Source organism: Geodermatophilus nigrescens (assembly GCF_900129495.1).
GTDB lineage: Bacteria > Actinomycetota > Actinomycetes > Mycobacteriales > Geodermatophilaceae > Geodermatophilus > Geodermatophilus nigrescens.
In genome coordinates, this window is sequence record NZ_FQVX01000001.1 from 330,206 (window position 1) to 355,350 (window position 25,145).

Genomic DNA, 25,145 nt, shown 5'->3' on the forward strand with positions numbered 1-25,145 from the left:
CCCCTGATCGTGCGGGGAGGCCGGGGCGGCGAGGTGCCCGCTCAGTCGTCGGAGCCGCTGCTCGCGGGGAGCTTCTCCTTGATCAGGTTCATGACCGAGGAGTCGGTGAGCGTGGTGACGTCACCGAGCTCGCGGTTCTCCGCGACGTCGCGCAGCAGGCGCCGCATGATCTTCCCGGACCGCGTCTTGGGCAGCTCCTGGACGACCATGATCTGCCGCGGCTTGGCGATCGGGCCGATGTCCCGGGCGACGTGGTTGCGCAGCGTCTGCACGAGGTCCTCGCCGGAGTCCTCGGCCGACCCGCGCAGGATCACGAAGGCGACGATGCCCTGCCCGGTCGTCGGGTCCGACGCGCCGACGACGGCGGCCTCGGCCACGGTCGGGTGGCCCACCAGCGAGGACTCGACCTCGGTGGTCGAGATGCGGTGCCCCGAGACGTTCATGACGTCGTCGACCCGGCCGAGCAGCCAGATGTTGCCGTCGGCGTCCTTCTTGGCGCCGTCGCCGGCGAAGTAGACGTTCGTCCCGAACCGCGACCAGTAGGTGTCGACGTAGCGGTCGTCGTCGCCCCAGATGGTGCGCAGCATCGACGGCCACGGCTCGGTGAGCACCAGCAGGCCGGTCGAGTCGTCGCCGAGCTCGTTGCCCTCGTCGTCGACGACCTTCGCGGAGATGCCGGGGAACGGGTGCTGCGCGGAGCCGGGGACGAGGTCGGTGACGCCGGGCAGCGGGGTGATCATGTGCGCGCCGGTCTCGGTCTGCCACCAGGTGTCCATGATCGGGCAGCGGCCGCCGCCGATGTTCTGGTGGTACCAGAGCCACGCCTCGGGGTTGATCGGCTCGCCGACCGAGCCCAGCAGGCGCAGCGAGGTCAGGTCGAAGCCGGCAGGGATGTCCTCGCCCCACTTCATGACCGTCCGGATCACCGTGGGGGCGGTGTAGAGGATCGTCACGCCGTACTTCTGGATCAGCTCGAACCAGCGGCCGCGGTGCGGCGTCTCCGGCGTCCCCTCGTACATCACCGACGTCGCCCGGTTGGCCAGCGGCCCGTAGACGATGTAGCTGTGGCCGGTGACCCAGCCGACGTCGGCGGCGGTCCAGTAGACGTCGGTGTCGGGCTTGAGGTCGAACGTCGCCCAGTGCGTGAACGCGACCTGGGTGAGGTAGCCGCCGGAGGTGTGCAGGATGCCCTTGGGCTTCGCCGTCGTGCCCGAGGTGTACATGATGTAGAGCGGGTGCTCGGCGTCGAACGCCTCGGGCGTGTGCCGCGGCGACTGCCGGTCGACGACGTCGTGCCACCACAGGTCGCGGCCCTCGGTCCACTCGACGTCCTGCTCGGTCCGCTTGACCACCAGCACGTTGCGGACGCCCGGGCTGCGGCCGACGGCGTCGTCGACGGCGGGCTTGAGCGCGCTCGGCGCCCCGCGGCGGTAGCCGCCGTCGGCGGTGATGACCAGGACGGCGCCGGCGTCGTCGAGCCGGCTGGCCAGCGCGTCGGCGGAGAAGCCGCCGAAGACGACCATGTGCACGGCGCCGATGCGGGCGCAGGCCAGCATCGCGACGACCGTCTCGGGGATCATCGGCATGTAGATGGCGACGCGGTCACCGGCCTGCACGCCGAGCTCGAGCAGCGCGTTCGCGGCCCGGCAGACGTCCTCGGTGAGCTGGGCGTAGGTGAGCGTGCGGGTGTCGCCGGGCTCGCCCTCCCAGTGGTAGGCCACCTGGTCGCCGTGGCCGGCCTCCACGTGCCGGTCGAGGCAGTTGTAGGCGACGTTGAGCTTCCCGCCGACGAACCACTTGGCGAACGGCGGCTTGCTCCAGTCGAGCACCTCGTCCCACTCCTGCGCCCAGCTCAGCCGGCGCGCCTGGGTCTCCCAGAAGGCCAGGCGGTCGCGGTCGGCCTCGGCGTACACGTCCGGGCCGACGTTCGCGGCGGCGGCCAGCTGCTGCGGCGCCGGGAAGCGGCGGCCCTCCGGCCCGGTCGACTCGCTCACGTGGGGCTCCCTCCGTCTCGGGTCTGGTCCGCCGCCGGGAGGGCGGCGTGTGCCAGCACACACCGTAGGGCCCCCGGGACCGCGCGGCGCGGCCCTGTGCGGCCGGGCTGTGGCGGTCTCGCGGACACTGGCCCGGTGGACGGCGGACCGCAGGCGGCGGTGGCGGCCCGGGTGCCCGGCGCGGCCGGCCTCGGCCTGCTCGCGCCACCCGCCGCGCGCCGGGTCCCGGCGGCCCTGCTGGCCGACCCCGGGTGGACGGCGGAGCGGGTGGCCGCGCTGGGCGCCCGGCACCGCAGCGCCGACCGGCGGGCCCTCGCCACGGTGTGGTGGTACTCGGCGTCGGCGGTGCTGCTGACGCCGGTGGCCGCGGGCCTGGCCACCGGGCGCCCGCTGTCGGCGCGGCTGGCCGACACGACGCTGTACGAGGTCGGCGGCGTGCTGCTGGGCGGGGTGTCGTCGGCGCCGGCCGGGGACGACCCCGCCGGGGAGCTGCGCGCCTCGCTCGGGTCGGCGGTCGCGGCGGTGGCCGAGGCGGGCGGGATGCGGGAGCGGCCGCTGTGGGCGGTGGCCACCGACTCGCTGGCCGGCCGGCTGCTCGCCCTCGGCCGGGCGCTGGGCGACGTCGCGGCGGTGACCGCGCTGGCCGCGCCCGTCGCCGGCGCCGTCGGGCACCCGATGCCCGCGCCGCGGTACACCGACGTCGGCGGCACCCGGTTCGTGCGGCGGGCCTCCTGCTGCCTGCTGGTCCGGCTGCCCGGGCAGCCGATGTGCACCGCCTGCCCGGCCCGGGCCCCGGAGCACCGCCGCCTGCTGCTGGAGGACGCCGCCGGCCTCTGGTGAGGCTCAGGGCAGGAACAGCATCGAGTCGCCGAACTCGTGCCACAGGTACCCGCCCTCGGCCGCGGCGCGGTAGGCGCGGGCCACCAGGTCCCCGCCGGCCACCGACCGCAGCAGCTGCAGGTGGCTCGCCTCCGGCGCGTGCAGCCCGGTGAGCAGGCCGGTCACCGCGCGCGCCGGCCGCTCCGGGCCGAGGACGAGGTCGGTCCAGCCCTCGCCGGGGCGGGTCACGCCGTCCTCGCCGGTGACGGTCTCCAGCGCCCGGGTGACGGTGGTGCCGACGGCGACCACCCGCCGCCCGGCGTCCCGCGTCGCCGTCACCAGCCGGGCGGTGACCTCCGGGACGCGGTAGCGCTCGGGCGCCGACGGCTCGTACACCTCGGGGCTGGAGACGCCGGCGTGCAGCACCAGCGGGACCACCGGGACGCCGCGGGCCATCAGCCGGACGAGCAGCCGGTCCGTGAACGGGCGCCCGGCGCTGGCGTTCTCCGCGCTGCCGGGCTCGGTGGCGTAGACGTTGCGGACGTCGGCGAGGGCCACCGGCGCCGTCAGGTACCCGTAGCGCACCGGCTCGCCGTGCCGCGCCAGGTACGCGGGCACCGCCACCGCGGGGGTCGCGTGCGCACGCCACAGCCGCTCGGGCGTCCCCGGGTCGGGGAAGCCCGCGCGCAGCACCAGGCGCACCCCGCCGGGCAGGTAGAGCGCGGTGCCGGGCTCCAGCCGCGTCTCGGGGCCGTCGTCGTCCGGGCGGCGCACCTCGACCACCCACGAGCCGTCGTCGAGCGTCGTCGACACGTGCAGCGGCGTCGGCGAGCCGTCGGCGCGGCGGGCGGTCAGCCGGGCGGGCAGCGTCGCGGACGTGTTCACGACCAGCAGGTCGCCGGGCTCCAGCAGGTCGGGCAGGTCGCGGAAGCGGGCCGAGGTGAGGCTGCCGGGGCGGACGGCCAGCAGCCGCACGCCGTCGCGGGTCAGGCCCCGGCGCTCCGGCGGCCCGGTGGCCACCGAGCCCATCGGCACCGGTGCGTGCGACGCGGCCGCGGCGGTCACGGCCGCGCCGCCGGCGTCAGGTCGGCCAGCCGTACCCGCGGGCCCGCGACGTCGCCGTCGAGCAGGTCCAGCAGCGCGGCCGCGACGTCGGCCGGATCGGCCAGATCGGCCGGGTCGGCGCCGGGATCGGCGGCGGCGTGCATGTCGGTGGCCATGTCGCCGGGGTCGACGGCGAGCACGCGCAGGCCGGGGTGCTCGACGGCGAGGACGGCGGTGAGCAGGTCCAGCGCGGCCTTGCCGGCGCCGTAGCCGCCCCAGCCCTCGTAGGCCTCGACGGCGGCGTCGCTGCTCACCGACACGACGGTGCCGCAGGCAGGCTCGAGGGCCGGCAGCGCGGCCTGCACCAGCGCGAGCGGGGCGACGGCGTTCACCCGCAGCACCTCCTCGAACGCGGCGGGCGGGAGGTCGGCGAGGCGCGGCAGCGGCGCCGGGCCGAGGGCGGAGGCGTTGAGCACCAGCAGGTCGAGCCGGTCGCCGGCGGCGCGGGCGAGGGCGGCGCGGTGGGCGGGGTCGGTGATGTCGCCGGGCAGCGCGGTCACCAGGTCGCGGTGGGGGAGGGCGCCGACGGCGGCCGCGAGCCGGGCGGCGTCGCGGGCGTCGACGACGACGCGCGTGCCGCGGCGCGTCAGGGCGGCGGTGAGGGCCAGGCCGAGCCCGCGGGAGGCGCCGGTGACCAGGGCGGTGGGCGTCATGGGGCTACGCTCTGACCTGAAGTCGACTTGAGGTCAAGGGGGCGCCGTGGAGCTGCTCGCGATCGGGGAGGTGGCCGCCCGCTCGGGCCTGGCCCACTCGGCCCTGCGCCACTACGAGGCCGAGGGCCTGATCAGTGCCGAGCGGACACCGGGCGGCGCGCGCCGCTACCGGCGCTCGGTGCTGCGCCGCCTGGCCTTCGTCCGCGCGGCCCAGAACGTCGGGTTGTCGCTGCCGGAGATCCGCGCGGCGCTGGCCTCGCTGCCCGACGGGCGCACCCCGTCGGCTCGCGACTGGGAGCGGCTCTCGCGCGACTGGCGCGACCGGCTCGACGCGCAGATCGCCGCGCTGGAGCAGTTGCGCGACGGGCTGACGTCGTGCATCGGCTGCGGCTGCCTGTCGCTGGGCTCCTGCGCGCTGTCCAACCCCGGCGACGTCGCCGGCCGCGAGGGCCCGGGTGCCCGCCGGCTGTCCCCGCTGCTGCGCCGACTGCCCCCGGCCGGGCGGGCCGCCCTCCCGGCCGCCCCTCGCGCTCCGGAGGCGGGGAGGCGATGATCCGGTCGGGAGCGCGCCGTCGACGGAGGGGGAGAGCCGAGTGACCGTCATGCCCGCTGCCTTCATCGGCCACGGCAACCCGATGAACGCGCTCGAGCGCAACCGCTACACCGAGGCCTGGGCGGCGCTCGGCCGCGCCGTCCCGCGCCCGCGCGCGATCCTGGTCGTGTCGGCGCACTGGTACGTGCACGCCACGGCGGTGACCGCGATGCCGCAGCCGCGCACCATCCACGACTTCTTCGGCTTCCCGCCGGAGCTCTTCGACGTCGAGTACCCGGCGCCCGGCCTGCCCGAGCTGCAGGAGCAGGTGGCCGACGTCGTCGCCCCCACCTGGGTGGGCGCCGACGTCGACAGCTGGGGCATCGACCACGGCGCCTGGTCGGTGCTGCGGCACGCCTTCCCCGACGCCGACGTCCCGGTGGCGCAGCTGTCGATCAACGCCCTCAAGGGCGCCGACCACCACTTCCAGATGGGCGCGGCGCTCGCGCCGCTGCGCGAGGACGGCGTGCTGGTCGTCGGCAGCGGCAACGTCGTGCACAACCTCGGCGGGGTCAGCCGGGCCATGCCCGACGCCGGCTTCGACTGGGCCCGGCGCTTCGACGACGCCGCCCGCGAGTGCCTGCTCACCGACCCCGCGTCGGTGACCCGGCTCGACGGGCACCGCGACTTCGACCTCGCCGTCCCCACACCCGACCACTTCCTGCCGCTGCTGTACCTGGCCGGCATCGCGGCCGCCACGGGCACGACGGCGGACGTCCTCGTGGGCGGCTACGCGTACGGCTCGCTGTCGATGACCTCGTACACGGTCGGCATGCCCGCGACCCCAGCCGGGGGCACCGGCTTCGCCGCGCCGCTGCCGGACGAGCCACCGCCGGCCGGCGCCAACATCTGAGCGGAGTCACCGGTTCGCTCCGGAGCGTGACGGTGGACCGGCATGACGGAGGGGTCCGTCACCGATCGATGTCACGGTCGTTGCCCCCGGGACGGGAGCGCCGCTCCTGTCCTGACGTCCCCTGGGGGTCCCGTTGTCGCCGTCCTCGCACCGCTCCCCGACCCGCAGGCCGCGCGGCCGCCGGGCGCTGCTCGTCACCGGTCTGGCCGCCGCGGTCGTCGCGGTGCCCGGCGTGGCCGCGGCCGCACCCGGAGACGCTCCCGTGCCGCTCGAGGAGGTCGGGACCACGCTCGAGCAGGCGGTCACCGGGCAGGGCGGGGAGGAGCAGGGCGGGGACGACGCCGCCCCGCCGCCGGCCCCCGGCGCCGACGCCCTGCCGCTGCCGCTGCCCGGCGCCGGCGCCGGTGCCGGTGCCGGCGAGCAGCCGCCCGCCGGACCGGCCCCCGCGGAGGAGGAGGGCCCGGTGCCGCCCCTCCCGCAGGAGCTCGTGTCCGGCCTGCAGTCCGCGCTCACCCCCCTCGGCGTGCCGGAGCACTGCGTCCAGGGCGTGGCCGACGGCGTCCGGGGCCTGTTGAACGGGGTGCTGTCGCAGGACCCGGCGGCGGCGGTGCAGGACCTGGTCGCGGGGCTGCAGGGCGCGCTGACCGGGCTCGCGTCCGGGCAGCCGGCGGCGCTCGACCCGGCTCCCCTCGGCCCCGCCGCCGGGCAGGTGGCCACCGACGTCGAGGAGCTGCTCGCCGCCTTCCAGGCCTGCCTGCCCGCGCTGCCGGCCGCTCCCGGGACGCCCGCGCCGGAGCCGGCGCACGAGGCGCCGCCACCGGCCGCGCCCGCCGCGGCGCCGGTGGGCGAGCACCCCGTGCGGTACCTGGGCTACGCACCGACCGGCGGCGACGGGGCCGTGGAGACCGTCACGGCCTCCCGGTCCGACGACGCCGGCGGCGTGCCGCTCGCGCTGCTCGGCGGCGGCGTGCTGGTCGCCGGCACCACCGGCGCCGCCGTCTCCCGGGTGCGGTCCCGTGCGGTCCGTCGCCCGTGAGCTCTCCGGCCAGCGGCTGCCGCTGCTGGCCTTCCTCGTCGTGCTGCTCGCCGGGGCCGGGGTGTTCGTCTGGACCGGGCGCCCGGCCGCCGACGCCGCGGCGCCGCCGGCGGTCTCCCTCCCGGCCGTCCCGGCGACCGGGGAGGTGCCCGCCCTCCCCGCCGCGGGCGCCCCGGCCGACGGGCCCGTCGTCCCGGCGCGCATCGCCATTCCGGCCATCGGCGTCGACACCGCCGTCGAGACCCGCGGCACCGTGCGGTACGAGAACCCCTTCACCGGGGAGGCCGTCGACGGCTACGGGGTCCCGGCGTCGATGCGGACGACGTCGTGGTGGTCCGACGGGCCCGCGCCCGGCTCCGGGCGGATGGCCGTCCTGCTCGGCCACGCCGGGGCGGACGGCGGCGCCGTCTTCGACCCGCTGCCCGGGCTCGCCGCCGGCGACGAGGTGGTGCTCGTCGACGCGGGCGGCGCGGTGCTCCGGTTGCGGGTCCTCGGCGAGCCGGTGACCGGCCTGGACAAGGCCACGCCCGCGCTGGCCGAGGCGCTCAACGGCCATCCGGAGGGCGCCGACCTCGCGCTGGTCACCTGCGGCGGGGAGTACGACGAGGAGGCCGGCGCCAGCGAGGACAACACCGTCGTCTTCGCCGACGTCGTCTGAGCGTCAGCCGGCCGCGGCGGGGGGATCGGCCGGGCGGGCGGCGTCGCTGATCCGCGGGAACGGCCGGGTGGAGAAGACGACCTCCACCGGCAGCCCGAAGAACTCCGCGATGCGCAGCGCCAGGTGCAGGCTGGGGTTGTACTCGCCGCGCTCCAGGTAGCCGACCGTTTGGTAGTGCACGCCGAGCGCGTCGGCCAGGTCGCGCCGGGTCACCCCCTGCTCGGCGCGCAGGAGGGCGATCCGGTTGTAGACCGCGTCGCGGTCGCCGCTCACCGCACCCACTGCAGCGACGCCTCGCGGGCCGCCTCGACCGTGGAGCCGGACTGCCGGCGGGCCATCCGGCGCAGCACCCGCGGGGTGACCAGCGCGCCGGCCACGGCCCAGGCGGCGAGCACCAGCACCGTCAGCCCGGTGCGCCAGGAGTCGCCCACCTCGAGGGTCACCGCCGCGTCGGGGAGGAAGGCCGACCGCAGGCCCAGGCCGATCCAGTAGACGGGGAAGACCTGCGCGAGGCCCTGCACCCAGCCCCACAGCGCCTGCAGCGGGAAGAAGATCCCCGAGATCGCGGTCAGCACGAGGATGGGCAGCATCCCCCAGGTGCCCACCTTCTGCGTGCCGGGCACGACCGAGCCGAGCACCATGCCGAGCGGCAGCGTGGCCAGCAGACCCAGGACGACGACCCACGCCACGGTCAGCCAGCCGGCGGCCCCGCCGGACATGAGCCCGTCGAACAGCAGCAGGCTCGGCACGAGGATGGTCAGCAGCGAGGGCAGCAGGCTCAGCGAGTGGTAGGTGAGCTGCCCGGTCACGTAGCCCTGCATGCCGTGCGGCAGCGCCTTGTGCCGCAGCAGCGTGCCGTCCTCGCGCTCCATCGCCAGGGCGAACGCCGGGCCGATGACCACCCCGAAGGCCACCAGGGCGCCGAGGATGCTCGGCAGTGCGTAGGTCGGGTAGAAGATCCCCGAGTCGCCGATCTCGTTGTCCCGGTTGAACCACAGCAGCAGCACCGTGCCGACCGCCGTGAACAGGTAGAAGCCCTGGTCCTGCGGGCTGCGGACGCTCTGCAGGAACTCCGTCCAGCCGCGGCGCAGGCCCAGGCCGATGGCGTGCCGGGTCGGGTTCATCGCACGACCTCCTCGAGCACCGGCCGGGTCCGGGCGCCGGACTCGAACCGCTGCACCATGGCCAGGTAGGTGTCCTCGAGGCTCGCCCGCCGCACCTCGAGGTCGGTGAGCTCCCCGCCGTGCTGCTCGAACAGGCGCCGGACGAAGGCGACGACGTCGTCGGTCGGGTGCACGAAGCGCTCGGCGCCGCAGGCCCAGCGCACCTCCGACCTGCCGGCGACCTGGCGGCCCAGCTCGTCGGCGCTGCCGTCGGCGACGATCCGGCCGCCGGCCAGGATGAGGATCCGGTCGGCCAGCTTCTCCGCCTCGGCGAGGTCGTGCGTGGTCAGCAGGATCGTGGTGCCCTCGAGGTCGGACAGCCGGTGCACCAGGTCGTGGAAGTCGCGCCGGGCCTGCGGGTCGAAGCCCGCCGTCGGCTCGTCGAGGAAGAGCAGCTCGGGGCGGCCGATGATGCCCACCGCGACGTCGAGCCGGCGCCGCTGGCCGCCGGAGAGCCCGACGATCTTGCGGTCGGCGTGCTCGGTGAGCCCGACGGTGTCCAGCAGCCAGCCGACCTCGTAGGGCCGCGGCCGCTCGGGCGTGGAGTACGGCGCGTAGTAGTCGCCGAGCTGGGTGAGCAGGCGGCGCGGGGTCCAGCGGGCGTGGTCGCGCCAGGACTGCAGCACCACCCCCACCCGGGCCCGCCAGGCGTCGCCGGCCCGCATCGGGTCCTTGCCGAGCACCCGGACGGTGCCCGCCGAGGGGGCGCGGAAGCCCTCCAGGATCTCGATCGTCGTGGTCTTGCCCGCGCCGTTGGGGCCGAGCAGGCAGACCACCTCGCCCGCGGAGACGGTGAGGTCGACGCCGGTCAGCACCTCGTTCGTGCCGTAGGCCATCCGCAGGCCGCGGACGTCGACCACCGGGTCGTCGGGACTGTCGGGACGGGGCATCGTCGCCTCCGATCTGTCGGTGGCGAGATAGTAGGACTGCTACATCCGCAGTGGCAACGCTACGACGGCGCGGCGAGCGCGACCCGCGCCAGCGCGTCGGCCCACAGCCGGCAGGCGGCCGCGCCGGGGTGGAAGCCGTCGTCGGCGAACAGGCCCGGCCCGTCCAGCGGCGGCGCCGGCGCGTGCCGGACCCCGGGCCGCGACAGCCCGGCCAGCGCGGCGTCGAGGTCGCGGGCCTGCCGGGCGAGGACGCCGCGCAGCGGCTGCGGCAGGGTGGGGAAGCGGCCGAGGTCGGGCAGCCCGGCGAGCACGGTGACCCCGCCGGGTGCGGTGAGCGGGGCGAGCGCGTCGAGCAGGGCGGTGACGTCGCGGAGCCAGGCGGCGGGGGAGCGCAGCCGCAGTGTGTCGTTGACGCCGAGCGCCACCAGGACGACGTCGGCCGGCGGCCCGGCGAGCCCCGGCACCAGCCGCGGCGTCGCCTGCGCCGCCGTCGTGCCGGTGCGGGCCGACAGCCGCCAGCGCACCTCCCGCCCGCTCGCCGCGGCCAGCGCCGCGGCGAACCGGCCGGCCAGCGCGTCCTCCTGCCGGGCCACCCCGACGCCCGCGGCGGTGGACTCGCCGAGCACCGCCGCGGTGAGCGGCGGCCCCTCCCCGGGGACGCTGCCGGGGACGCTGCCCGCGCGGGGGCCCGCCGCCTCCGGGAGCACCGGCGTCCGCCGCCGCACCCCGGCGCCCTGCGCGAGCAGGAGCGGGGCGAGCGCGAGCGCCGTGCCCCTCACGCAGCCGCCCTCACGCCGTCGGCGGGTCCAGCCGCGGCGCCAGCCCGACGACGTCGCCGACCACCCACACCGCCGGCGGGCGGATGCCCTCGTCGGCGAGCGTGCGCGCCAGGCCGGCCAGCGTCGTGCGCACGACGCGCTGGGTGGGCGTCGAGCCGTCGGCGACCACGGCGACCGGCGTGCCGGGGGCGCGGCCGTGCTCGACCAGCGCCGCGGCGATCGCCGGCGCGGTGTCGACGCCCATCAGCACGACGACCGTGCCGCGCAGCCGGCCCAGCGCCGGCCAGTCGACCAGCGACTGCGGGTGCCCCGGCGGCACGTGCCCGGACACGACGACGAACTCGTGGGTCAGCCCGCGGTGGGTGACCGGGATGCCGGCGAGGCCCGGGACGCCGATCGCGCTGGTCACGCCGGGCACGACCTCCACCGGCACGCCCGCGGCGACGCAGGCCTCGAGCTCCTCCATGCCGCGGCCGAAGACGAACGGGTCGCCGCCCTTGAGCCGCACCACCCGCTTGCCGGCCAGCGCGTGCTCCACGAGCAGCGCGTTGATCTGCTCCTGCGCCATCGACCGGCCGCGGGGCAGCTTCGAGGCGTCGATGACCTCGACCTCCGGCGGCAGCGAGGCGAGCAGCCCCTGCGGCGCGAGGTGGTCGGCGAGGACGACGTCGGCCTGGGCGACCGCCTGCTGCCCGCGCACGGTGACCAGCCCGGGGTCGCCCGGACCGCCGCCGACGAGGACGACGCTGCCGGTGCGCCCGCCCTCGGGCTCGCGGGCGGCGCGATCACGGATGCTGCCGTCGGTGAGGCCGGCGACGACGGCGTCGCGCACGCCGACCGCGCGCTGCGGGTCGCCGCCGCCGTGCACGCCGACCACCAGGTCGCCCTGCCGGCCGACCGCCGGGGTCCACACGCTGGAGGCCGACCGGTCGTCGGCGCGGGCGCAGAACACCCGCAGCCGCTCGGCCTCCTCGGCCACCGCGGCGTTGACGGCGGGGTCGTCGGTGGCGGCCACCGCGTACCAGGCGCCGTCGAGGTCGCCGGGCTCGTAGCGGCGGCGCACCCAGGTCAGCGAGCCCGGCTCCACCAGCGCCTCGAGCGCCGGGGTGACCTCGGGGCTGACGACGGTCACCCGGGCGCGGGCCTCGAGCAACCCGGCCACCCGGCGGTGGGCGACCGAGCCGCCGCCGACCACGACGACGCGGCGGTCGAGCAGGCGCAGGCCGACGGGGTAGACCACCCCGCTCGCGGGGTCGACGGGCGTGGCGCTCAGCGGTGCTCCTCCGGGACGGCGGCCTGCTGCGACGTCGTCGTCGTCGGGACCGGGGACTGCTCGGCGTCGTCAAGGATCGCAGCGAGGTCCGCGGCGAACGCACGCGAGGTCCCCGGGTCGCGCACGGCCACCCGCAGGTGGTCGGGGGACAGGCCGGGGAAGGTGTCCCCGCGGCGCACCGCCCAGCCGCGCCCGCGCAGCGCGGCGCGCACCCGCTCCCCGCCGGGCACGCGCAGCAGGACGAACGAGGAGCGGGGCCCGGCGACCACGAGCCCGGGCGGGAGCGCGGCCAGCAGCGCGGCCCGGTGCCTGGCGAGCTCGCGGGCGGCCGCGTCGGCCTCGGCCCGCGCGGCCGGGGTGGTGCAGGCGGCCAGCGCGGCGATCGCCGGGGTCGACAGCGGCCAGTGCGGCTGCGCCTCGGCCATCGCGGCGACCAGGTCGCGCGGGCCCAGCGCGTAGCCGACGCGCAGCCCGGCCAGGCCCCACGTCTTGGTCAGGCTGCGCACCACGACCAGCCCGGGCAGGTCGGTGCGGGCCGCGAGCGACTCCGGCTCGCCGGGCACGGTGTCGGCGAACGCCTCGTCGACCAGCAGCACGCGGCCGGGGCGGGCGAGCGCGGCGACGTCGTCCGCGGGGTGCAGCACCGACGTCGGGTTGGTCGGGTTGCCGAGGACGACGAGGTCGGCGTCCGCGGGGACCGCCGCCGGGTCCAGCCGGTACGCCGGCGGCTCCAGCAGCAGCCGCTCGACGGGGTGCCCGGCCGCGCGCAGCGCCGCCTCGGGCTCGGTGAACGACGGGTGCACCACCACCGCCCGGCGGGGCCGCAGCGCCCGCGCGAGCAGCACGAACGCCTCGGCGGCGCCGGCGGTGGGCAACACCTCGGCGGGGTCGCGGCCGTGCGCGGCGGCGACCGCGGCGCGGGCCGGGCGCAGGTCGGGATAGGCGGCGACGTCGTCCAGCGCCCGCCGCAGCACCTCCCGCAGCCACGGCGGCGGGGTGCCGGCGCGGACGTTCACGGCGAGGTCGGTGAGGCCGGGCGCGAGGTCGAGGTCGCCGTGGTGGTCGAGATCCACTGTCGCCCTCCGGGCTCCGCCCGCGTCCAGGTGCCGTCCCCCCGTCTCGTGGAGCCCGTCCGTCCACGGCGTCCGGAGGGCCTCCGGCCCCCCATCCACCGCGGACACCGCCACGGTGACCCGCCCGTGCGCGGTCTTGGGCACCACGAGCAGATCGCCGCCGAGCAGCGCCGCGGCCTCGGCCACCGACGGCGTCCCGACCGCGGCCGCCACCCGGGCGGACGGCGTCGGGACGGGCACGGCGGCGAGCAGCACGGCCGGGTGCCCGGTCAGCGGCCAGCCGCGGGCGGCCGCGGCGGCGGCCAGGCCCGGCTCGGCGGCGCGCGTGTCGAGGGTGGCCAGTGCGGCCACCCGGGCGCCCGCCGGCAGCGCGGCGTCGACGGCGGCGAGCACCTCGTCGGCCGACACCCCCGCGACCGCGCCGACGCCGACGGTCACGTCCACGGGGAGACGCCCGGGCGGTCGGGGAGCGCGGCGAGCAGCGCGGCGGCGTCGCGGGGGAGCGGCGCGTCGTCGGGGAGCAGCCCGAGCGCGCGCAGCCGGGTGCCCACGCTCAGCGCCCAGGGCCGGCCCAGCCGCGCGCGGGCGAGCAGGTCGTCGTCGGCGAGGAGGGCCGCGGGGGCGCCCTGGACCACCCGCCGGTCGACGACGACGGCCACCTCGTCGGCCCAGGCGAGCGCCAGGTCGACGTCGTGGGTGCTCATGACGACCGTCGACCCGGACGCCTGCAGCCGGGTCAGCGCGGCCAGCGCCTCGGCGACGGCGGAGGGGTCGAGGCCGGCCGTCGGCTCGTCGAGCAGCAGCACGCAGGGGCGCATGGCGACGGCGCCGGCGATCGCGACGCGCTTGCGCTCGCCGTAGGACAGCTGGTGGGTGGGCCGGGCGGCCAGGCCGTCGACGGCGAGCAGCTCCAGCGCCTCGGCCACCCGGGTGCGCACCTCGTCGTCGGTCAGGCCGAGGTTGAGCGGGCCGAAGGAGACGTCCTGGGCGACCGAGGCGCTGAACAGCTGGTCGTCGGGGTCCTGCAGGACCAGCTGCACCTCCTGCCGGTGCGCGCGCAGCCCGCCGCGGGTGTGCCGCAGCAGCGCGCCGTCGACGGCGACCGCGCCGGCGTCGGGGCGCAGTGCCCCGGACAGGCAGCGCAGCAGCGTCGTCTTGCCCGACCCGTTCGCGCCCAGCACCGCCAGCCGCCGCCCGGCGGGGATCGACAGCGAGGCGCCGTCGAGCACCCGCCGGCCGCGCTCGTAGCCGACGACGAGCCCGTCGGCGGTCAGGCTGCGGTGGCTCATGCGCCGACGACCCCGACGGCGACGAGGGCGGCGAGACCCGCGCCGGTCGCGGCGAGGAACGCCGGCGACGAGGGGCGGGCCTCGGGCAGCACGCGCAGGCCGGTCTCCATCCCGCGGCCGGCGAGGCCCTCCTGCAGGCGGCGGGCGCGGTCCCAGGAGCGGGTGAGCACCGCGGCGGCCAGCGCCCCCGACGAGCGCAGCGACCGCCGCCAGCCGGCGTGGCCCATCCGGGCGGTCTGCGCCTCGCGGATGGTGCGCAGGCTCTCCAGCAGCACGAACAGCAGCCGGTAGGTCACCGACGCGACCTCGACGACGGCCGCCGGGACGCGCAGTCTCGTCAGCGCCGGCAGCAGGTCGCTCATCGGCGTGGTGGTGGCGAGCAGGAGCACCGCGGCGCCGCCGGCGACCGAGTGCCCGACCAGCTCGCCGGCGCGGGTGGCGGCGTCGGGCGCCCAGCCCAGGCCGCCGCCGTCGACGGACACGACGGCGGTGACCGCGCCGACGGCGACGAAGGCCAGCGGCCAGCGCACCGCCCGCCCGAACGTGCGGGCCGGCACGCGGGCGGGGCCCAGCGCCAGCGCGACGGCGGCCAGCGCCACGAGCACGCCGCCGGGCCACACCGGCAGCACGAGCGCGCAGACGACGAGCCCGGCGGACAGGGCGAGCTTGTCCAGCGGCGAGCGGGTGCGCCAGGCGCTGGCCCAGGCGGCGTCGTCGACCGCCAGGCCCGTCACGGCGCCTCGACGGGCGGGTTCGCCTCCCGGGCCTGCCGGCGGCCGCGCAGCCGCCCGAGGACGTAGCCGAGCACGCCGCCGCCGAGCGCGGCCTGCAGCGCGAACAGGCCGGACTCGACCTCGCTCGACGACGGGCTGAAGACCGACTCGAACCACGGCGTGTAGCCGGACTCCTCGATCGTCCCGGTGGCCAGGCTGTCGGTGCCGGCGTACTCGGAGGCGCCGCCGTCGAGCACCAGCGGCAGCGCGAACAGGGCCACCACCGCGAGCACGAGCAGCGCGGTGACGACGCGGCGGCGGGTCATCGGACCTCCTCCGTCGTCGCGAGGGGAGCGGGGCGGAGCAGGCCGAGCCGCTCGAGCTCGGGGCGGGCGTTGACCGTCAGCACCCGGAACAGCAGCACGCCGAGCAGGCCCTCGGCGACCGCCAGCGGCACCTGGGTGAGGGCGAAGACGCCGAGGAACTTGGCCGCCGCGCCGGCGAACCCGCCGGCGGCGTCGGGGAAGGCCAGCGCGAGCTGCAGCGACGTCGTGACGTAGGTGGCGAGGTCGGCGAGCGCGAGGGCGACGAAGACGCCCGGCAGCAGGCCCGCGCCCAGCGACCGGGCCAGCCGGTAGGCGCCGTACCCGGCCCACGGCCCGACGACGGCGAAGGCGAACGCGTTGGCGCCCAGCGTCGTCAGCCCGCCGTGCGCGAGCAGCAGCGCCTGGAACAGCAGCACCACCGTGCCGAGCAGCGCCATCACCGGCGGCCGGAACAGCACCGCCCCGGCCCCGGTGCCGGTCGGGTGGCTGGAGCTGCCGGTGACCGAGGGCAGCTTGATCGCGCTGAGCACGAACGTGAACGCCCCGGCAGCGCCGAGCAGCAGGGTGGACTCCGGGCGCTCGCGCACCTCCCTGACCACCGCGCGGGCGCCGTGGACGACGAAGGGGGCGGCGGCGACCGTCCAGCCGATGGCGTGCGGAGCCGGGAGGAAGCCCTCAGCGATGTGCATGCGACTCCGATCGGTCGGCGCGCGCGGCCGCGGCGGCGCAGGCGGTGACGAGGCGCTCGGCGAGCTGCGGGCTGCCGGCGCGGTTGAGGTGCAGGTAGGAGGCGTGCACCGAGCCGGCGACGAACCCCTCGGGCCCGGCCGCCGACCACTGCCAGGCCGGCGTCGTGCCCGCGGGCGGGGTGGCGGTGGTGCGGTGGAACTCGTGGCCGCGCACCCGCGTGCCGGCCGGGGCCAGCACGCTGTCGGTGACCGCCACCGCGGCGCGGTAGCCCAGCGTCAGCCGCGGGGTCATGGACGTGGCGACGTCGAGGACGCCGCACATCGGCGCGCCGTCGAGCTCGCGGGACAGGTAAAGCAGCCCGGCGCACTCGGCGGCGATCGGGCCGCCGCGGGCGGCGAGCGCGGCGACGTCGGCCCGCAGGGTCTCGTTGGCCGACAGCGCGTCGGCGTAGACCTCGGGGAAGCCGCCGCCGACGACGAGCCCGGCGGTGCGCTCGGGCAGCGCCTCGTCGCGCAGCGGGTCGACCGTCACCACCTCGGCGCCGGCCGCGGTGAGCAGCTCGGTGTCCTCGGCGTAGCCGAAGGTGAACGCGGGCCCGCCGGCGACGGCGATCCGCGGCCGCCCGGCCACGGGGGTGACCTCGGCGGCGGGGTCCCACGGCGTCGCGGCCAGCGGGGGGGCGGTGCGGGCCAGCCGCAGCACGGCCTCGAGGTCGACGCCGGCGGCCACCACCTCGCCGAGGCGCCGCACGGTGGCCAGTGCCTCGGCCGAGCGCTCCGCCGCGGGCACCAGGCCCAGGTGCCGCGACGGCGTGGCCAGCGACTCCATCCGCCGCAGCGCGCCGAGCACGGGCACCCCGGCGGCGCCGAGCGCCTCGCGCAGGATCGCCTCGTGCCGGTCGCTGCCGACCCGGTTGAGCACCACGCCGCCGATGCGCACCGTGGGGTCGAAGGTGGCGAACCCGTGCACCAGAGCCGCCACGCTGCGCGCCTGCGAGGAGGCGTCCACGACGAGCACGACCGGCGCGCGCAGCAGGCCCGCGACGTGCGCCGTCGAGGCGAACCCCGGCTCCACCTGCGGGTGCGTGGCGCCGTCGAACAGGCCCATGACCCCCTCGACGACGGCGACGTCGGCCCCGCGGGCGCCGTGCAGGAACAGCGGCGCGATCCGCTCCTCGCCGACCAGCCACGGGTCGAGGTTGCGGCCCGGGCGCCCGACGGCCAGGCCGGCGTAGCCGGGGTCGATGTAGTCGGGGCCGACCTTGTGCGGCGAGACGGTGAGCCCGCGGGCGGTGAGCGCCGCGACCAGCCCCGTGGTCACCGACGTCTTGCCCGCGTTGCTCGACGGGGCGGCGACCACCAGGCGCGGCGGGTTCACCACTCGATCCCCCGCTGGCCCTTCTGGCCCGCGTCCATCGGGTGCTTCACCTTCGTCATCTCCACGACGAGGTCGGCCGCCTCGACCAGCGCGGGCGGGGCGTCCCGCCCGGTGACGACGACGTGCTGGGTGCCCGGGCGGTGCACGAGCGTCTCGACGACGTCGTCGACGTCCACCCAGCCCCACTTCAGCGGGTAGGTGAACTCGTCGAGGACGTAGAAGCGGTGCGCCTCCGCGGCGAGGTCGCGCTTGATCTGCGCCCACCCCTCGGCGGCGTCGGCGGCGTGGTCGACCTCGGTGCCCTGCCGGCGCGACCAGCTCCAGCCCGAGCCCATCTTGTGCCAGACCACCGGCCCGCCCTCGCCGGTCTGCTCGTGCAGCCGGCCGAGCGCGGTGAGGGCGTTCTCCTCGCCGACCTTCCACTTGGCGCTCTTGACGAACTGGTAGACCGCGATCGACCAGCCCTGGTTCCACGCCCGCATCGCCATGCCGAACGCGGCGGTCGACTTGCCCTTCATCGACCCGGTGTGGACGGCGAGCAGCGGCCGGTTGCGGCGCTGCCGCGTCGTCAGCCCGTCCTGCGGGACGACGGCGACCTGTCCCTGCGGCATCAGGCGGCCTCTCGCACGGAGCGGACGGTGGCGGCGAGCGACTCGGCCGCGAGCTCCTCCAGCCGCAGCGTCTGCGCGCCCAGGTGCGCGCCCAGCACGCCGGCCAGGCCCAGGCGGACCGGCCCGGACTCGCAGTCGACGACCACCGCGGCGGTGCCGTCGGCGGCCAGCCGCTGCGCGGCCGCGTGCGCGGCGCCGAGGGCGTCGGTGCCGCGCGGCCCGGTGGCGCGGCCGTCGGTGACGACGACCAGCAGCGGCCGGCGCTGCGGGTCGCGCACCCGCTCCACCCGGAGCGTGTCCGCGGCGCGCAGCAGGCCGGCGGCCAGCGGGGTGCGCCCGCCGGTGGGCAGCTCGCGCAGCCGGGCCGCCGCGGCCTCGACCGACCAGGTGGGCGGCAGCGCGAGGCCGGCGTCGGCGCCGCGGAAGGTGACCAGGCCGACCTTGTCGCGGCGCTGGTAGGCGTCGAGCAGCAGCGACAGCACCGCGCCCTTGACCGCGCCCATCCGCGCCCGCGAGCCCATCGACCCGCTGGCGTCGACGACGAACAGCACGAGGTTGCCCTCGCGGCCCTCGAGCGTGGCCTGGCGCAGGTCCTCGCGGGCCACCCGCAGGCCGGGGCCGGTGCGGCCGCGCGCGGTCTGGTGCGGCGCGGCGGCGAGCACGGTGCCGACCAGGTGCAGCCGGGTCACCGGGCCGTTCGGGCGCACGGAGCCCACGACCCGGCCGCGCTCGGCGCGCGCCTTCGACCGCCGCCCGGCCGCGCCGGCGCCCACGCCGGGCACCTCGAGGCGGCGCGCGCGGAACGGGTCCGACGGCGCGACCGCGGCCCGCTCGCCCGCCGGCGCTCCACCGCGTCCCTCGCCGTCGTCGGGAGGGCCGTCGTCGCGCGATCGGCCCTCCTCCGCCGGGGAGGGGTCGCCGTCCGGGCGCGGGGTGTCGTCCCGGGGCGGGGGCGCGCCGCCGCCGTCGTCGTCGGGGCCGTTCGGGGGCGGCGGCGGGTCCTCGTCGGGCCCGGGCTCGGGGCGGGAGTCCTCGAGCGCCTGGTCGAGCGTGTCGTCGTCGAGGCCGGGCGCGTCGAAGGGGTTGCGCCGCCGGCGGTGGGGGAGGGCGAGGCGGGCGGCCACCCGGACGTCGTCCTCGGTGACCTCGTCGCGGCCGGCCCAGGCGGCGTGCGCGACGGCGGCGCGGGCGGTGACCAGGTCGGCGCGCAGCCCGTCGACGTCGAAGGCGGCGCAGACGGCGGTGACCTGCTGCAGCGCGGCGTCGGAGAGGACGACGTGCGGCAGCCGCGCCCGGGCGCCGGCGATCCGCTCCGCCAGCGCGGCCTCCTCGCCGGCCCACGCCGCGGCGAAGCCGGCCGGGTCGGCGTCGTACGCGAACCGCCGGCGGACCACCTCGGCGCGCACCGCCGGGTCGCGCGGCGCGGCCACCTCGACGGTCAGGCCGAACCGGTCGAGCAGCTGCGGGCGCAGCTCGCCCTCCTCGGGGTTCATCGTCCCGACCAGCAGGAACCGGGCCGCGTGCCGCACCGAGACGCCCTCGCGTTCCACGTAGGCGGTGCCGAGCGCGGCGGCGTCGAGCAGCAGGTCGACGAGGTGGTCGTGCAGCAGGTTGACCTCGTCGACGTAGAGGACGCCGCGGTGCGCGGCGGCGAGGAGCCCCGGCTCGAAGGCCTTCACGCCCTCGGTGAGCGCCCGCTCGAGGTCCAGCGAGCCGACGACGCGGTCCTCCGACGCCCCGACCGGCAGCTCGACCAGCCGCGCGGGCCGGGTCTGCGCGGGCGCGCCGGGCTCGTGCGGGCCGTCGGGGCAGGCGGGGTCGGGCGCGGCCGGGTCGCAGGCGAAGCGGCAGCCGGGCACGACGGCGACCGGCGGGAGGACGGCGGCCAGCGCGCGCACCGTCGTCGACTTGGCCGTGCCCTTCTCCCCGCGCACCAGCACGCCGCCGATGGCGGGGGAGACGGCGTTGAGCAGCAGGGCCAGCCGCATGTCGTCCATGCCGACGACGGCACCGAAGGGATACGTCATGCGGGTGCACGGGTCCTCTCCCCGGGTGTCCACGCCCGGAGGTGGCAGGAGGCGGCGGCGGGAGTTCCTGACTCCCCGGGGCGCCTCGGGCGAGGCGTCCGGGTCACAGTGGCGGGACCGCGCCGGAGTCGCACCGGGCTTCCTCCACTGCCGTCGCTGTGGCCCGGTCATGGAACCACGCGACACTCCGGCGCGGCAGGGCGGGCAGTGACTTGACGGAACGGAAAGAGACAGTCCACACTTTCCGGTATGGAAAACGACGCCATCGACCGCGAGACCGCCGCCGCGCAGCTCGCCGCCCTGCGCTCCGACCGGGAGGCGCTCGCCGACCGGGTCGTGCAGCCCTGGTGGTACGACGTCGCCCTCGGGCTGCTGCTGTTCGGCTTCCTCGCCTCCTACGCCCTCGACTCCCTCTGGGTGACCTTCCCGGCGCTGCTGCTCTTCGGCGCGGGGCTCGGCGCTCTGGTCTCCACCTACCGGCGCCGCACGGGGCTCTGGCTGGACACCCCGCCGCGCGTCATGGCCGCCTGGGGCGCCTTCGTCCTCGTCGTCCTGGTCCCGGCGTTCGTGCTGGCGGTCGGCTTCGACCAGCACTGGGTCATGGTCCCGGCGGGTGCGGTGCTCGGTCTCGCCGCCGGCCTGCTCAGCCGCGTCTACGGCCGCCGCTGGGCCGCCGAGCTCCGCAGCGGGGGCGGGCTGTGACGGCCGTGGCGCCGCACTTCGACGCGGTCATCCACCCGCCGCCGCGCCTGCAGATCTGCGGCCTGCTCGCCGTCGTCGACACGATGGAGTTCGCCACCGTGCGCGACCGCGTGGGTGTGAGCGACTCGGTGCTGTCCAAGCACGTCAAGCAGCTCGAGGAGGCCGGCTACGTGGCGGTGAGCAAGACGACCGTCGCCAGCCGGCAGCGCACCAGCCTGTCGCTCACCCGCGAGGGACGCCGGGCCTTCGACGCGCACGTCGCCGAGCTGCGCCGCATCGCCGGCCTGTGAGGGCCGCCCGCCCCGACCCCCGGCGGCTCGCCGACGGCGCGCTGGTCGTCGCCGGGGCGGCAGGCGCCGCGGTCCTGCTCGACCTCGCCGGCGTCCCGTCGCCCGCGCTGTTCGGCGGGCTGCTGGCCGGCCTGGTCCGCGGGCTGGCCGGGCGCCGGGCGCTCGACGTCCCCCGCGCGGGGACGATGGCGGCCCAGGCCGTCGTCGGGGTCTCCATCGGCGCGCTGGTCGACCTCGACACCCTCGCCGCGATCGGCGAGGACGCGGTGCCGGTCCTGCTGGTCACCCTCGCCACGCTGCTGCTGACGGTCGGCGCCGGCCTGCTGCTGCGGCTGCAGCCGGGGATCAGCCCGGTGACCGGAGCCTTCGCGATGATCGCCGGCGGGGCGTCGGGCATCACCGCGATGGCCCGCGACCTCGGCGCCGACGACCGGATGGTGGCGGTCCTGCAGTACCTGCGGGTGCTGCTGATCGTCGTGCTCATGCCCGTGGTGGCCACGGCGGTCTACGGCGCCGACCCGGGGGCCGGGACCACGGCCGCGACGCCGGACGGCCCGGGCTGGCCGGCCGGGCTGCTGTTCACCGCCGCCTGTGCCCTGGCCGGCTACCCGCTCGCCCGCCTCGTGCGGCTGCCGGTGCCGGCGCTGCTGGGCCCGCTGCTTCTGGCCGCCGCGGCCGACCTGTCCGGGCTCTCCGGCGGCGCTGACGTGCCGGCGGCGGTCGAGGCGGCGGCGTTCCTGCTCATCGGCCTGCAGGTGGGGCTGCGCTTCACCGTGGCGAGCCTGCGCACCGTCGGGCGGGCGCTGCCGCTCGCGCTGGCGATCATCGTGGGGCTGGTGCTCGCCTGCGCGGGCCTCGGCGAGGTGCTGGCGGCGTCCACCGGCGTCAGCCGGCTCGACGGCTACCTCGCGACGACGCCCGGCGGGCTCTACGCCGTCCTCGCCACGGCCACCGGGACCGGCGCCGACGCCACCTTCGTGCTCGCCGTCCAGGTGCTGCGGCTGTTCGTGATGCTGCTCGCCGCCCCGCTCGTGGCCCGGCGGCTGCGGCGGACCTGAGCGCGGCGGACCGGGCGCAGGGCCGGAGGCGGGGCGCGGGCCGCCTACCCTGGTCCGGGTGACCGCGCCGAGGGAGGAGCCCGAGCTGACCGACGTCGACCCCACCGCAGCCCCGTCCGAGGACGCCGTCCTGCTGTTCGTGGGCGGCCCGCTCGACGGCCGGGTGGAGATCCGCGCCGCGCGCCACGGCGACCCGCTGCCGACGGTCACGCACGTGCACCTGCACGACGGCCCGAAGGTCGTCTCCCGCTACGACCTCCAGCCGCTGCCCGGCCAGGCCGGCGTCTACCACCTGCGCCAGCGCGCGCCCCAGGACCGGCGGGACTCCGCGCGCGCCGACTGAGCGGCCCGGCCCGGGACCCCTTGTCCCCGCTGCCCGCCGGGACGACCATCCCCGGCACGGTGCGGGCCCGCGCTCCCGACCGCCCGCGCCGGCGGAGGGAGCAGCCATGACCTCGCTCGCCGTGGGCCGCACCGCCGTCCTGGACCGGGACGAGGCCGTGCGCCTGGCCGCCACGGAGTACGGCCGCTTCGCCGACCTGGTCGCCGGCCTCGGACCCGGCGAGTGGGCGCGGCCGACCGACTGCCCCGGCTGGGACGTGCGGGCCATGGCGGGGCACGTCCTCGGGATGGCCCGGATGGTCGCCTCGCCCGGGCAGTTCGTGCGCCAGAACGCGGCCGCGGCCCGCGCGGGCGGCGGCGTCGACTCCCTGACCGCGCTGCAGGTCCGCGAGCAGGCGCACCTCCCGGTGCCGGAGCTGGTGGCCGCCCTCGCCGACGTCGGACCGCGGGCCGCCCGCGGCCGACGCCGGCTCGCCCGGGTCGTCGGCCGGCTGCCGCTGCCCGAGGCGCAGGGAGTGGGCGGCCGGCGGGAGTGGTGGTCGCTCGGGTACCTGCTCGACGTCGTCCTCACCCGCGACACCTGGATGCACCGGGCCGACGTCGCCCGCGCCACCGGCCGCGAGCCCGTCCTCACGCCGGAGCACGACGGCGTCCTGGTCGCCGACGTCGTGCGGGAGTGGGCGCAGCGGCACGGGCGCCCGTTCCGGCTGCGGCTCACCGGCCCGGCGGGCGGCGCGTGGTCCGCGGGGGCGGGCGGTGAGGACGTCGAGTGCGATGCCGTGGAGTTCTGCCGGGTGCTGTCCGGCCGCGGCACCGGCGCCGGACTGCTCGCGCAGCAGGTCCCCTTCTAGCGGGTCACCAACCCTGGGTCCGGCGGGCCGCGGCCACGACCCGGTCGAACACCGCCCGGTCCAGCGCGGCGCCCTCGCGGCGCACGGTCCCGGGGTCGAGGACCAGCAGCCGGTCCAGGCGCACCTCGCTCGGGCGGCCCTGCCGGTCCCAGCCGCCGCTGCCGACGTCCATCCAGGTGCGCCCGTGCCGGGCCTCGTCGGCGGCGTCGCGGTCGTGGTCCTTGCTGGTGAGCATCAGACCGACCAGCTCCGCGCCGCGGCGGCCGACCACGAGCACCGGCCGGTCCTTGCCGCGGCCGTCGCCCTCGTCGTAGGGCACCCAGGCCCACACGACCTCGCCGGGGTCGGGGTGCCCGTCGGCGCGGGGCCGGTACTCCGTGTCGACGGCGCCCGGCGTCGCGCCCGGCCCGTGCGGGGCCGGTCGGGACGCCGGCTGCGAGGGGGCCCGGCGGCGGCCCGGGCGGGCGGCCCGGGCCGCGCGGGCCGGCGTGGCGGTGGCGGCGCGGAGGAGCGAGAGGACGGTGTCGACGAGGCGGCTCGGGCGGGCCATGGAGGCACCGTAGGAGACCCCCGACGCCGTCACATCTGTCCCGTCCGTCACACCGGTACCAATTCGGGCCAGTTCTGGTTCCGGAGCGTGGTTCCTGGGCACCATTGCGTTACGGGGCGCGCAGCCATCGCTCCCCGGGAGAGGGGGCTCCCATGACCTCGGCCCAGCCCGTCGTCGCGACCGTCTCACTCGTACGCGAGCCGCGTGCCAGCGTGCTCGCCGCGTTCCAGCTGGTGGAGGACGCGCGCTACCTCGCCGGCGGGCGCACGCGCCGCCGCGACCGGGTGCGCCGGATCGCCGAGCGCACTGTGGTGTCCCGCCGCCTGGCGCGCGACCTCTCCGCCTGACCTCAGGCCACGCAGAACTCGTTGCCCTCCGGGTCGGCGAGCGTGGCCCACGTGAACGGGCCCTGCGAGGACCGCCACAGCTCGGTGGCGCCCATGCCCAGCAGGCGGGCCACCTCGGCCTCGCGGCGCTCGTCGCCCACGCGGACGTCGAGGTGGACGCGGTTCTTGACCGTCTTGGCCTCCGGCACGCGCTGGAACAGCACCCGCGGCCGGCCGGGGTCGGGCGAGGTGATGGCCGCGCCCACCGCCCAGACGAGCCTGCCGCGGTGGGTGGTCGTGTCGGCCTCCGACGCGTGCCCGGCCGCCACCGTGCCGCGGATGAGGGACTCGTCCTGGGCCTCCACCGACCAGCCGAGGGCCTCGGCCCACCAGTCGGCCAGCGCGTGCGGCTCGGTCGCGTCGATCGTCACCTGGAAGTCGGTCGCCATGGCCGCAGCCTGGCAGGACGCCCCGACAGGACCGGGCGCTCAGAGCTCCAGCGCGAGGTCGGCCCGGATGACCGCGTCGTCGGGCAGCGGCGTCTCCAGCCCGCAGTGGTCGCGGATCATCACGCCGAACGGGGGGAGGGCGGCGCGGTCGATCCGGCTCGCCGGGTCCCACAGCCCCGAGCGCATGACCGCCTTCGCGCAGTGCAGGTAGGCCCGCTGGACGGTCACCACCATGACCGAGCGCGGGGCCCGGCCGAACTCGGTGAGGTCGACGCCGAGCGCGTCCGGCGCCAGCAGCTCGGCGGTGCCGAACACCTTGAGCGTCTCCTCCAGACCCGGCACGAAGAACAGCAGCGCCACCCTGGGGTTCCCGGCGACCTTGCGCAGGCTGTCGAGCCGGTTGTTGCCCTGCCGGTCGGGCAGCACGAGGCGGTGCTCGTCGAGCACCTTGACGAAGCCCGGGTCGCCGCCCCGCGGGGACACCTCGGGGAACCCGTCGGCGTCCGCCGTCGCCAGGGTGAGGAACGGCGACAGGCCCACGAGGGCCCGGCAGTGGACGTCGAGGTGGTCGATCTCCTTGTCCAGCACCAGCTGCGAGGGCGGGCGGTAGGAGGCCAGGACCGGGTCGGGCTGCACGGTCCGACGGTAGCCCGGGAG

30 protein-coding genes and 1 riboswitch are annotated in these 25,145 nt (G+C 77.6%); of the genes, 11 read left to right on the forward strand and 19 right to left on the reverse strand.

Translation table 11 applies throughout. The features are described from left to right. Positions 1 to 41: 41 nt before the first annotated feature. A complete protein-coding gene (gene acs, locus BUE37_RS01550) occupies positions 42 to 1,994 on the reverse strand; it encodes an acetate--CoA ligase (protein WP_073418197.1) in 1,953 nt (650 codons plus the stop codon). 135 nt (positions 1,995 to 2,129) lie between these two features. Here acs and BUE37_RS01555 point away from each other — a divergent pair, with 135 nt between their 5' ends. Continuing rightward, on the forward strand, positions 2,130 to 2,834 hold the full coding sequence (locus tag BUE37_RS01555) for a (2Fe-2S)-binding protein (protein ID WP_245794232.1): 705 nt from the start codon (positions 2,130 to 2,132) through the stop codon (positions 2,832 to 2,834). Between the two features lie 3 nt (positions 2,835 to 2,837). Here the strand turns inward: BUE37_RS01555 and BUE37_RS01560 are convergent, their stop codons facing one another. Further along, the gene (locus BUE37_RS01560) at positions 2,838 to 3,878 is read right to left on the reverse strand and encodes an S-adenosylmethionine:tRNA ribosyltransferase-isomerase (protein ID WP_245794233.1); all 1,041 of its coding nucleotides are present in this window, start codon (positions 3,876 to 3,878) and stop codon (positions 2,838 to 2,840) included. After that, complete coding sequence (locus BUE37_RS01565) at positions 3,875 to 4,570, reverse strand: SDR family NAD(P)-dependent oxidoreductase (RefSeq protein ID WP_073418199.1); 696 nt, start codon at positions 4,568 to 4,570, stop codon at positions 3,875 to 3,877. Before BUE37_RS01565 ends, BUE37_RS01560 begins: the two co-directional genes overlap by 4 nt. A 46-nt stretch (positions 4,571 to 4,616) precedes the next feature. Here BUE37_RS01565 and soxR point away from each other — a divergent pair, with 46 nt between their 5' ends. The 4 genes from soxR to BUE37_RS01585 all read left to right on the forward strand — a co-directional run bounded on the left by soxR (position 4,617) and on the right by BUE37_RS01585 (position 7,709). After that, positions 4,617 to 5,123, forward strand: a complete 507-nt coding sequence (gene soxR, locus BUE37_RS01570) for a redox-sensitive transcriptional activator SoxR (protein WP_073418201.1) — start codon at positions 4,617 to 4,619, stop codon at positions 5,121 to 5,123. A 49-nt stretch (positions 5,124 to 5,172) separates the two neighbouring features. Continuing rightward, complete coding sequence (gene ygiD, locus BUE37_RS01575) at positions 5,173 to 6,015, forward strand: 4,5-DOPA-extradiol-dioxygenase (protein WP_073419452.1); 843 nt, start codon at positions 5,173 to 5,175, stop codon at positions 6,013 to 6,015. 262 nt (positions 6,016 to 6,277) lie between these two features. Further along, a complete protein-coding gene (locus BUE37_RS23595; RefSeq protein WP_175562771.1) occupies positions 6,278 to 7,051 on the forward strand; it encodes a hypothetical protein in 774 nt (257 codons plus the stop codon). Next, positions 7,032 to 7,709, forward strand: coding sequence for a class F sortase (locus BUE37_RS01585; RefSeq protein ID WP_083628158.1), 678 nt, complete (start codon positions 7,032 to 7,034; stop codon positions 7,707 to 7,709). Before BUE37_RS23595 ends, BUE37_RS01585 begins: the two co-directional genes overlap by 20 nt. Positions 7,710 to 7,712: 3 nt before the next feature. Here the strand turns inward: BUE37_RS01585 and BUE37_RS01590 are convergent, their stop codons facing one another. The 13 genes from BUE37_RS01590 to BUE37_RS01650 are packed head-to-tail and all read right to left on the reverse strand — an operon-like array spanning position 7,713 to position 19,920. Then, the gene (locus BUE37_RS01590; RefSeq protein ID WP_073419454.1) at positions 7,713 to 7,982 is read right to left on the reverse strand and encodes a helix-turn-helix transcriptional regulator; all 270 of its coding nucleotides are present in this window, start codon (positions 7,980 to 7,982) and stop codon (positions 7,713 to 7,715) included. Next, positions 7,979 to 8,833: an ABC transporter permease gene (locus BUE37_RS01595; protein ID WP_073418204.1), complete on the reverse strand. Its 855-nt coding sequence runs from the start codon at positions 8,831 to 8,833 to the stop codon at positions 7,979 to 7,981. Before BUE37_RS01595 ends, BUE37_RS01590 begins: the two co-directional genes overlap by 4 nt. Then, entirely contained in the window at positions 8,830 to 9,762 is a 933-nt protein-coding gene (locus BUE37_RS01600) for an ABC transporter ATP-binding protein (RefSeq protein WP_073418206.1), read from the reverse strand. The genes BUE37_RS01595 and BUE37_RS01600 overlap by 4 nt, the downstream gene beginning before the upstream one ends. A 59-nt stretch (positions 9,763 to 9,821) precedes the next feature. Next, positions 9,822 to 10,541 (reverse strand): SGNH/GDSL hydrolase family protein, encoded by a 720-nt coding sequence (locus BUE37_RS01605; protein WP_073418208.1) that lies wholly within the window; start codon positions 10,539 to 10,541, stop codon positions 9,822 to 9,824. Between the two features lie 10 nt (positions 10,542 to 10,551). Then, positions 10,552 to 11,781: a uroporphyrinogen-III C-methyltransferase gene (cobA, locus tag BUE37_RS01610; RefSeq protein ID WP_245794234.1), complete on the reverse strand. Its 1,230-nt coding sequence runs from the start codon at positions 11,779 to 11,781 to the stop codon at positions 10,552 to 10,554. 29 nt (positions 11,782 to 11,810) lie between these two features. Then, positions 11,811 to 13,331, reverse strand: a complete 1,521-nt coding sequence (gene cobC / locus BUE37_RS01615) for an Rv2231c family histidinol phosphate aminotransferase CobC (protein ID WP_073418212.1) — start codon at positions 13,329 to 13,331, stop codon at positions 11,811 to 11,813. Next, on the reverse strand, positions 13,322 to 14,176 hold the full coding sequence (locus tag BUE37_RS01620) for an energy-coupling factor ABC transporter ATP-binding protein (protein WP_073418214.1): 855 nt from the start codon (positions 14,174 to 14,176) through the stop codon (positions 13,322 to 13,324). The genes cobC and BUE37_RS01620 overlap by 10 nt, the downstream gene beginning before the upstream one ends. After that, complete coding sequence (gene cbiQ / locus BUE37_RS01625; protein WP_073418216.1) at positions 14,173 to 14,910, reverse strand: cobalt ECF transporter T component CbiQ; 738 nt, start codon at positions 14,908 to 14,910, stop codon at positions 14,173 to 14,175. The genes BUE37_RS01620 and cbiQ overlap by 4 nt, the downstream gene beginning before the upstream one ends. After that, a complete protein-coding gene (locus BUE37_RS01630; RefSeq protein WP_073418219.1) occupies positions 14,907 to 15,215 on the reverse strand; it encodes an energy-coupling factor ABC transporter substrate-binding protein in 309 nt (102 codons plus the stop codon). Before BUE37_RS01630 ends, cbiQ begins: the two co-directional genes overlap by 4 nt. Next, positions 15,212 to 15,904, reverse strand: a complete 693-nt coding sequence (locus BUE37_RS01635) for an energy-coupling factor ABC transporter permease (protein WP_073418221.1) — start codon at positions 15,902 to 15,904, stop codon at positions 15,212 to 15,214. The genes BUE37_RS01630 and BUE37_RS01635 overlap by 4 nt, the downstream gene beginning before the upstream one ends. Beyond that, a complete protein-coding gene (locus BUE37_RS01640; protein WP_073418223.1) occupies positions 15,891 to 17,282 on the reverse strand; it encodes a cobyrinic acid a,c-diamide synthase CobB in 1,392 nt (463 codons plus the stop codon). The genes BUE37_RS01635 and BUE37_RS01640 overlap by 14 nt, the downstream gene beginning before the upstream one ends. Beyond that, positions 17,279 to 17,893 (reverse strand): cob(I)yrinic acid a,c-diamide adenosyltransferase, encoded by a 615-nt coding sequence (cobO, locus tag BUE37_RS01645; RefSeq protein ID WP_073418225.1) that lies wholly within the window; start codon positions 17,891 to 17,893, stop codon positions 17,279 to 17,281. Before cobO ends, BUE37_RS01640 begins: the two co-directional genes overlap by 4 nt. Beyond that, complete coding sequence (locus BUE37_RS01650) at positions 17,893 to 19,920, reverse strand: putative cobaltochelatase (RefSeq protein WP_073418227.1); 2,028 nt, start codon at positions 19,918 to 19,920, stop codon at positions 17,893 to 17,895. The genes cobO and BUE37_RS01650 overlap by 1 nt, the downstream gene beginning before the upstream one ends. 61 nt (positions 19,921 to 19,981) lie before the next feature. Then, positions 19,982 to 20,065: riboswitch (cobalamin riboswitch) on the reverse strand. A 104-nt stretch (positions 20,066 to 20,169) separates the two neighbouring features. Here BUE37_RS01650 and BUE37_RS01655 point away from each other — a divergent pair. The 5 genes from BUE37_RS01655 to BUE37_RS01675 all read left to right on the forward strand — a co-directional run bounded on the left by BUE37_RS01655 (position 20,170) and on the right by BUE37_RS01675 (position 23,163). After that, the gene (locus tag BUE37_RS01655; RefSeq protein WP_073418229.1) at positions 20,170 to 20,622 is read left to right on the forward strand and encodes a hypothetical protein; all 453 of its coding nucleotides are present in this window, start codon (positions 20,170 to 20,172) and stop codon (positions 20,620 to 20,622) included. Beyond that, positions 20,619 to 20,912 (forward strand): transcriptional regulator, encoded by a 294-nt coding sequence (locus BUE37_RS01660; RefSeq protein WP_073418230.1) that lies wholly within the window; start codon positions 20,619 to 20,621, stop codon positions 20,910 to 20,912. The genes BUE37_RS01655 and BUE37_RS01660 overlap by 4 nt, the downstream gene beginning before the upstream one ends. Continuing rightward, positions 20,909 to 21,970 (forward strand): AbrB family transcriptional regulator, encoded by a 1,062-nt coding sequence (locus tag BUE37_RS01665; RefSeq protein WP_073418232.1) that lies wholly within the window; start codon positions 20,909 to 20,911, stop codon positions 21,968 to 21,970. Before BUE37_RS01660 ends, BUE37_RS01665 begins: the two co-directional genes overlap by 4 nt. A gap of 58 nt (positions 21,971 to 22,028) precedes the next feature. Further along, positions 22,029 to 22,313: a hypothetical protein gene (locus tag BUE37_RS01670; RefSeq protein WP_245794235.1), complete on the forward strand. Its 285-nt coding sequence runs from the start codon at positions 22,029 to 22,031 to the stop codon at positions 22,311 to 22,313. Positions 22,314 to 22,419: 106 nt separating this feature from the next. Next, on the forward strand, positions 22,420 to 23,163 hold the full coding sequence (locus tag BUE37_RS01675; RefSeq protein ID WP_073418234.1) for a maleylpyruvate isomerase family mycothiol-dependent enzyme: 744 nt from the start codon (positions 22,420 to 22,422) through the stop codon (positions 23,161 to 23,163). A gap of 4 nt (positions 23,164 to 23,167) precedes the next feature. Here BUE37_RS01675 and BUE37_RS01680 read toward each other — a convergent pair whose 3' ends face one another. Continuing rightward, entirely contained in the window at positions 23,168 to 23,713 is a 546-nt protein-coding gene (locus BUE37_RS01680) for a type II toxin-antitoxin system PemK/MazF family toxin (protein ID WP_073419456.1), read from the reverse strand. A 152-nt stretch (positions 23,714 to 23,865) separates the two neighbouring features. On the opposite strand from BUE37_RS01680, the gene BUE37_RS01685 reads away from it, so the two are divergent. Further along, entirely contained in the window at positions 23,866 to 24,060 is a 195-nt protein-coding gene (locus BUE37_RS01685; protein WP_073418236.1) for a hypothetical protein, read from the forward strand. Positions 24,061 to 24,062: 2 nt separating this feature from the next. On the opposite strand, the gene BUE37_RS01690 is transcribed toward BUE37_RS01685, so the two are convergent. Together BUE37_RS01690 and BUE37_RS01695 are read right to left on the reverse strand one after the other, a co-directional pair. Further along, entirely contained in the window at positions 24,063 to 24,488 is a 426-nt protein-coding gene (locus BUE37_RS01690; protein ID WP_073418238.1) for a VOC family protein, read from the reverse strand. Positions 24,489 to 24,527: 39 nt separating this feature from the next. After that, positions 24,528 to 25,124 carry an MSMEG_1061 family FMN-dependent PPOX-type flavoprotein gene (locus BUE37_RS01695; RefSeq protein ID WP_073418240.1) on the reverse strand — a complete coding sequence of 199 codons (597 nt, stop codon included), beginning with the start codon at positions 25,122 to 25,124 and terminating at the stop codon, positions 24,528 to 24,530. Positions 25,125 to 25,145 lie beyond the last annotated feature (21 nt).

What these genes read in the sequence shown, in the direction of transcription:
- BUE37_RS01620 (WP_073418214.1), bottom strand. Translation starts at nt 14,176, where the DNA reads ATGAGCCACCGCAGCCTGACCGCCGACGGGCTCGTCGTCGGCTACGAG.
- BUE37_RS01675 (WP_073418234.1), top strand. Translation starts at nt 22,420, where the DNA reads ATGACCTCGCTCGCCGTGGGCCGCACCGCCGTCCTGGACCGGGACGAG.
- BUE37_RS01685 (WP_073418236.1), top strand. Translation starts at nt 23,866, where the DNA reads ATGACCTCGGCCCAGCCCGTCGTCGCGACCGTCTCACTCGTACGCGAG.
- BUE37_RS01690 (WP_073418238.1), bottom strand. Translation starts at nt 24,488, where the DNA reads ATGGCGACCGACTTCCAGGTGACGATCGACGCGACCGAGCCGCACGCG.
- ygiD (WP_073419452.1), top strand. Translation starts at nt 5,173, where the DNA reads ATGCCCGCTGCCTTCATCGGCCACGGCAACCCGATGAACGCGCTCGAG.
- BUE37_RS01595 (WP_073418204.1), bottom strand. Translation starts at nt 8,833, where the DNA reads ATGAACCCGACCCGGCACGCCATCGGCCTGGGCCTGCGCCGCGGCTGG.
- BUE37_RS01650 (WP_073418227.1), bottom strand. Translation starts at nt 19,920, where the DNA reads ATGACGTATCCCTTCGGTGCCGTCGTCGGCATGGACGACATGCGGCTG.
- BUE37_RS01565 (WP_073418199.1), bottom strand. Translation starts at nt 4,570, where the DNA reads ATGACGCCCACCGCCCTGGTCACCGGCGCCTCCCGCGGGCTCGGCCTG.
- BUE37_RS01600 (WP_073418206.1), bottom strand. Translation starts at nt 9,762, where the DNA reads ATGCCCCGTCCCGACAGTCCCGACGACCCGGTGGTCGACGTCCGCGGC.
- BUE37_RS01635 (WP_073418221.1), bottom strand. Translation starts at nt 15,904, where the DNA reads ATGCACATCGCTGAGGGCTTCCTCCCGGCTCCGCACGCCATCGGCTGG.
- BUE37_RS01630 (WP_073418219.1), bottom strand. Translation starts at nt 15,215, where the DNA reads ATGACCCGCCGCCGCGTCGTCACCGCGCTGCTCGTGCTCGCGGTGGTG.
- cobO (WP_073418225.1), bottom strand. Translation starts at nt 17,893, where the DNA reads ATGCCGCAGGGACAGGTCGCCGTCGTCCCGCAGGACGGGCTGACGACG.
- BUE37_RS01680 (WP_073419456.1), bottom strand. Translation starts at nt 23,713, where the DNA reads ATGGCCCGCCCGAGCCGCCTCGTCGACACCGTCCTCTCGCTCCTCCGC.
- BUE37_RS01655 (WP_073418229.1), top strand. Translation starts at nt 20,170, where the DNA reads ATGGAAAACGACGCCATCGACCGCGAGACCGCCGCCGCGCAGCTCGCC.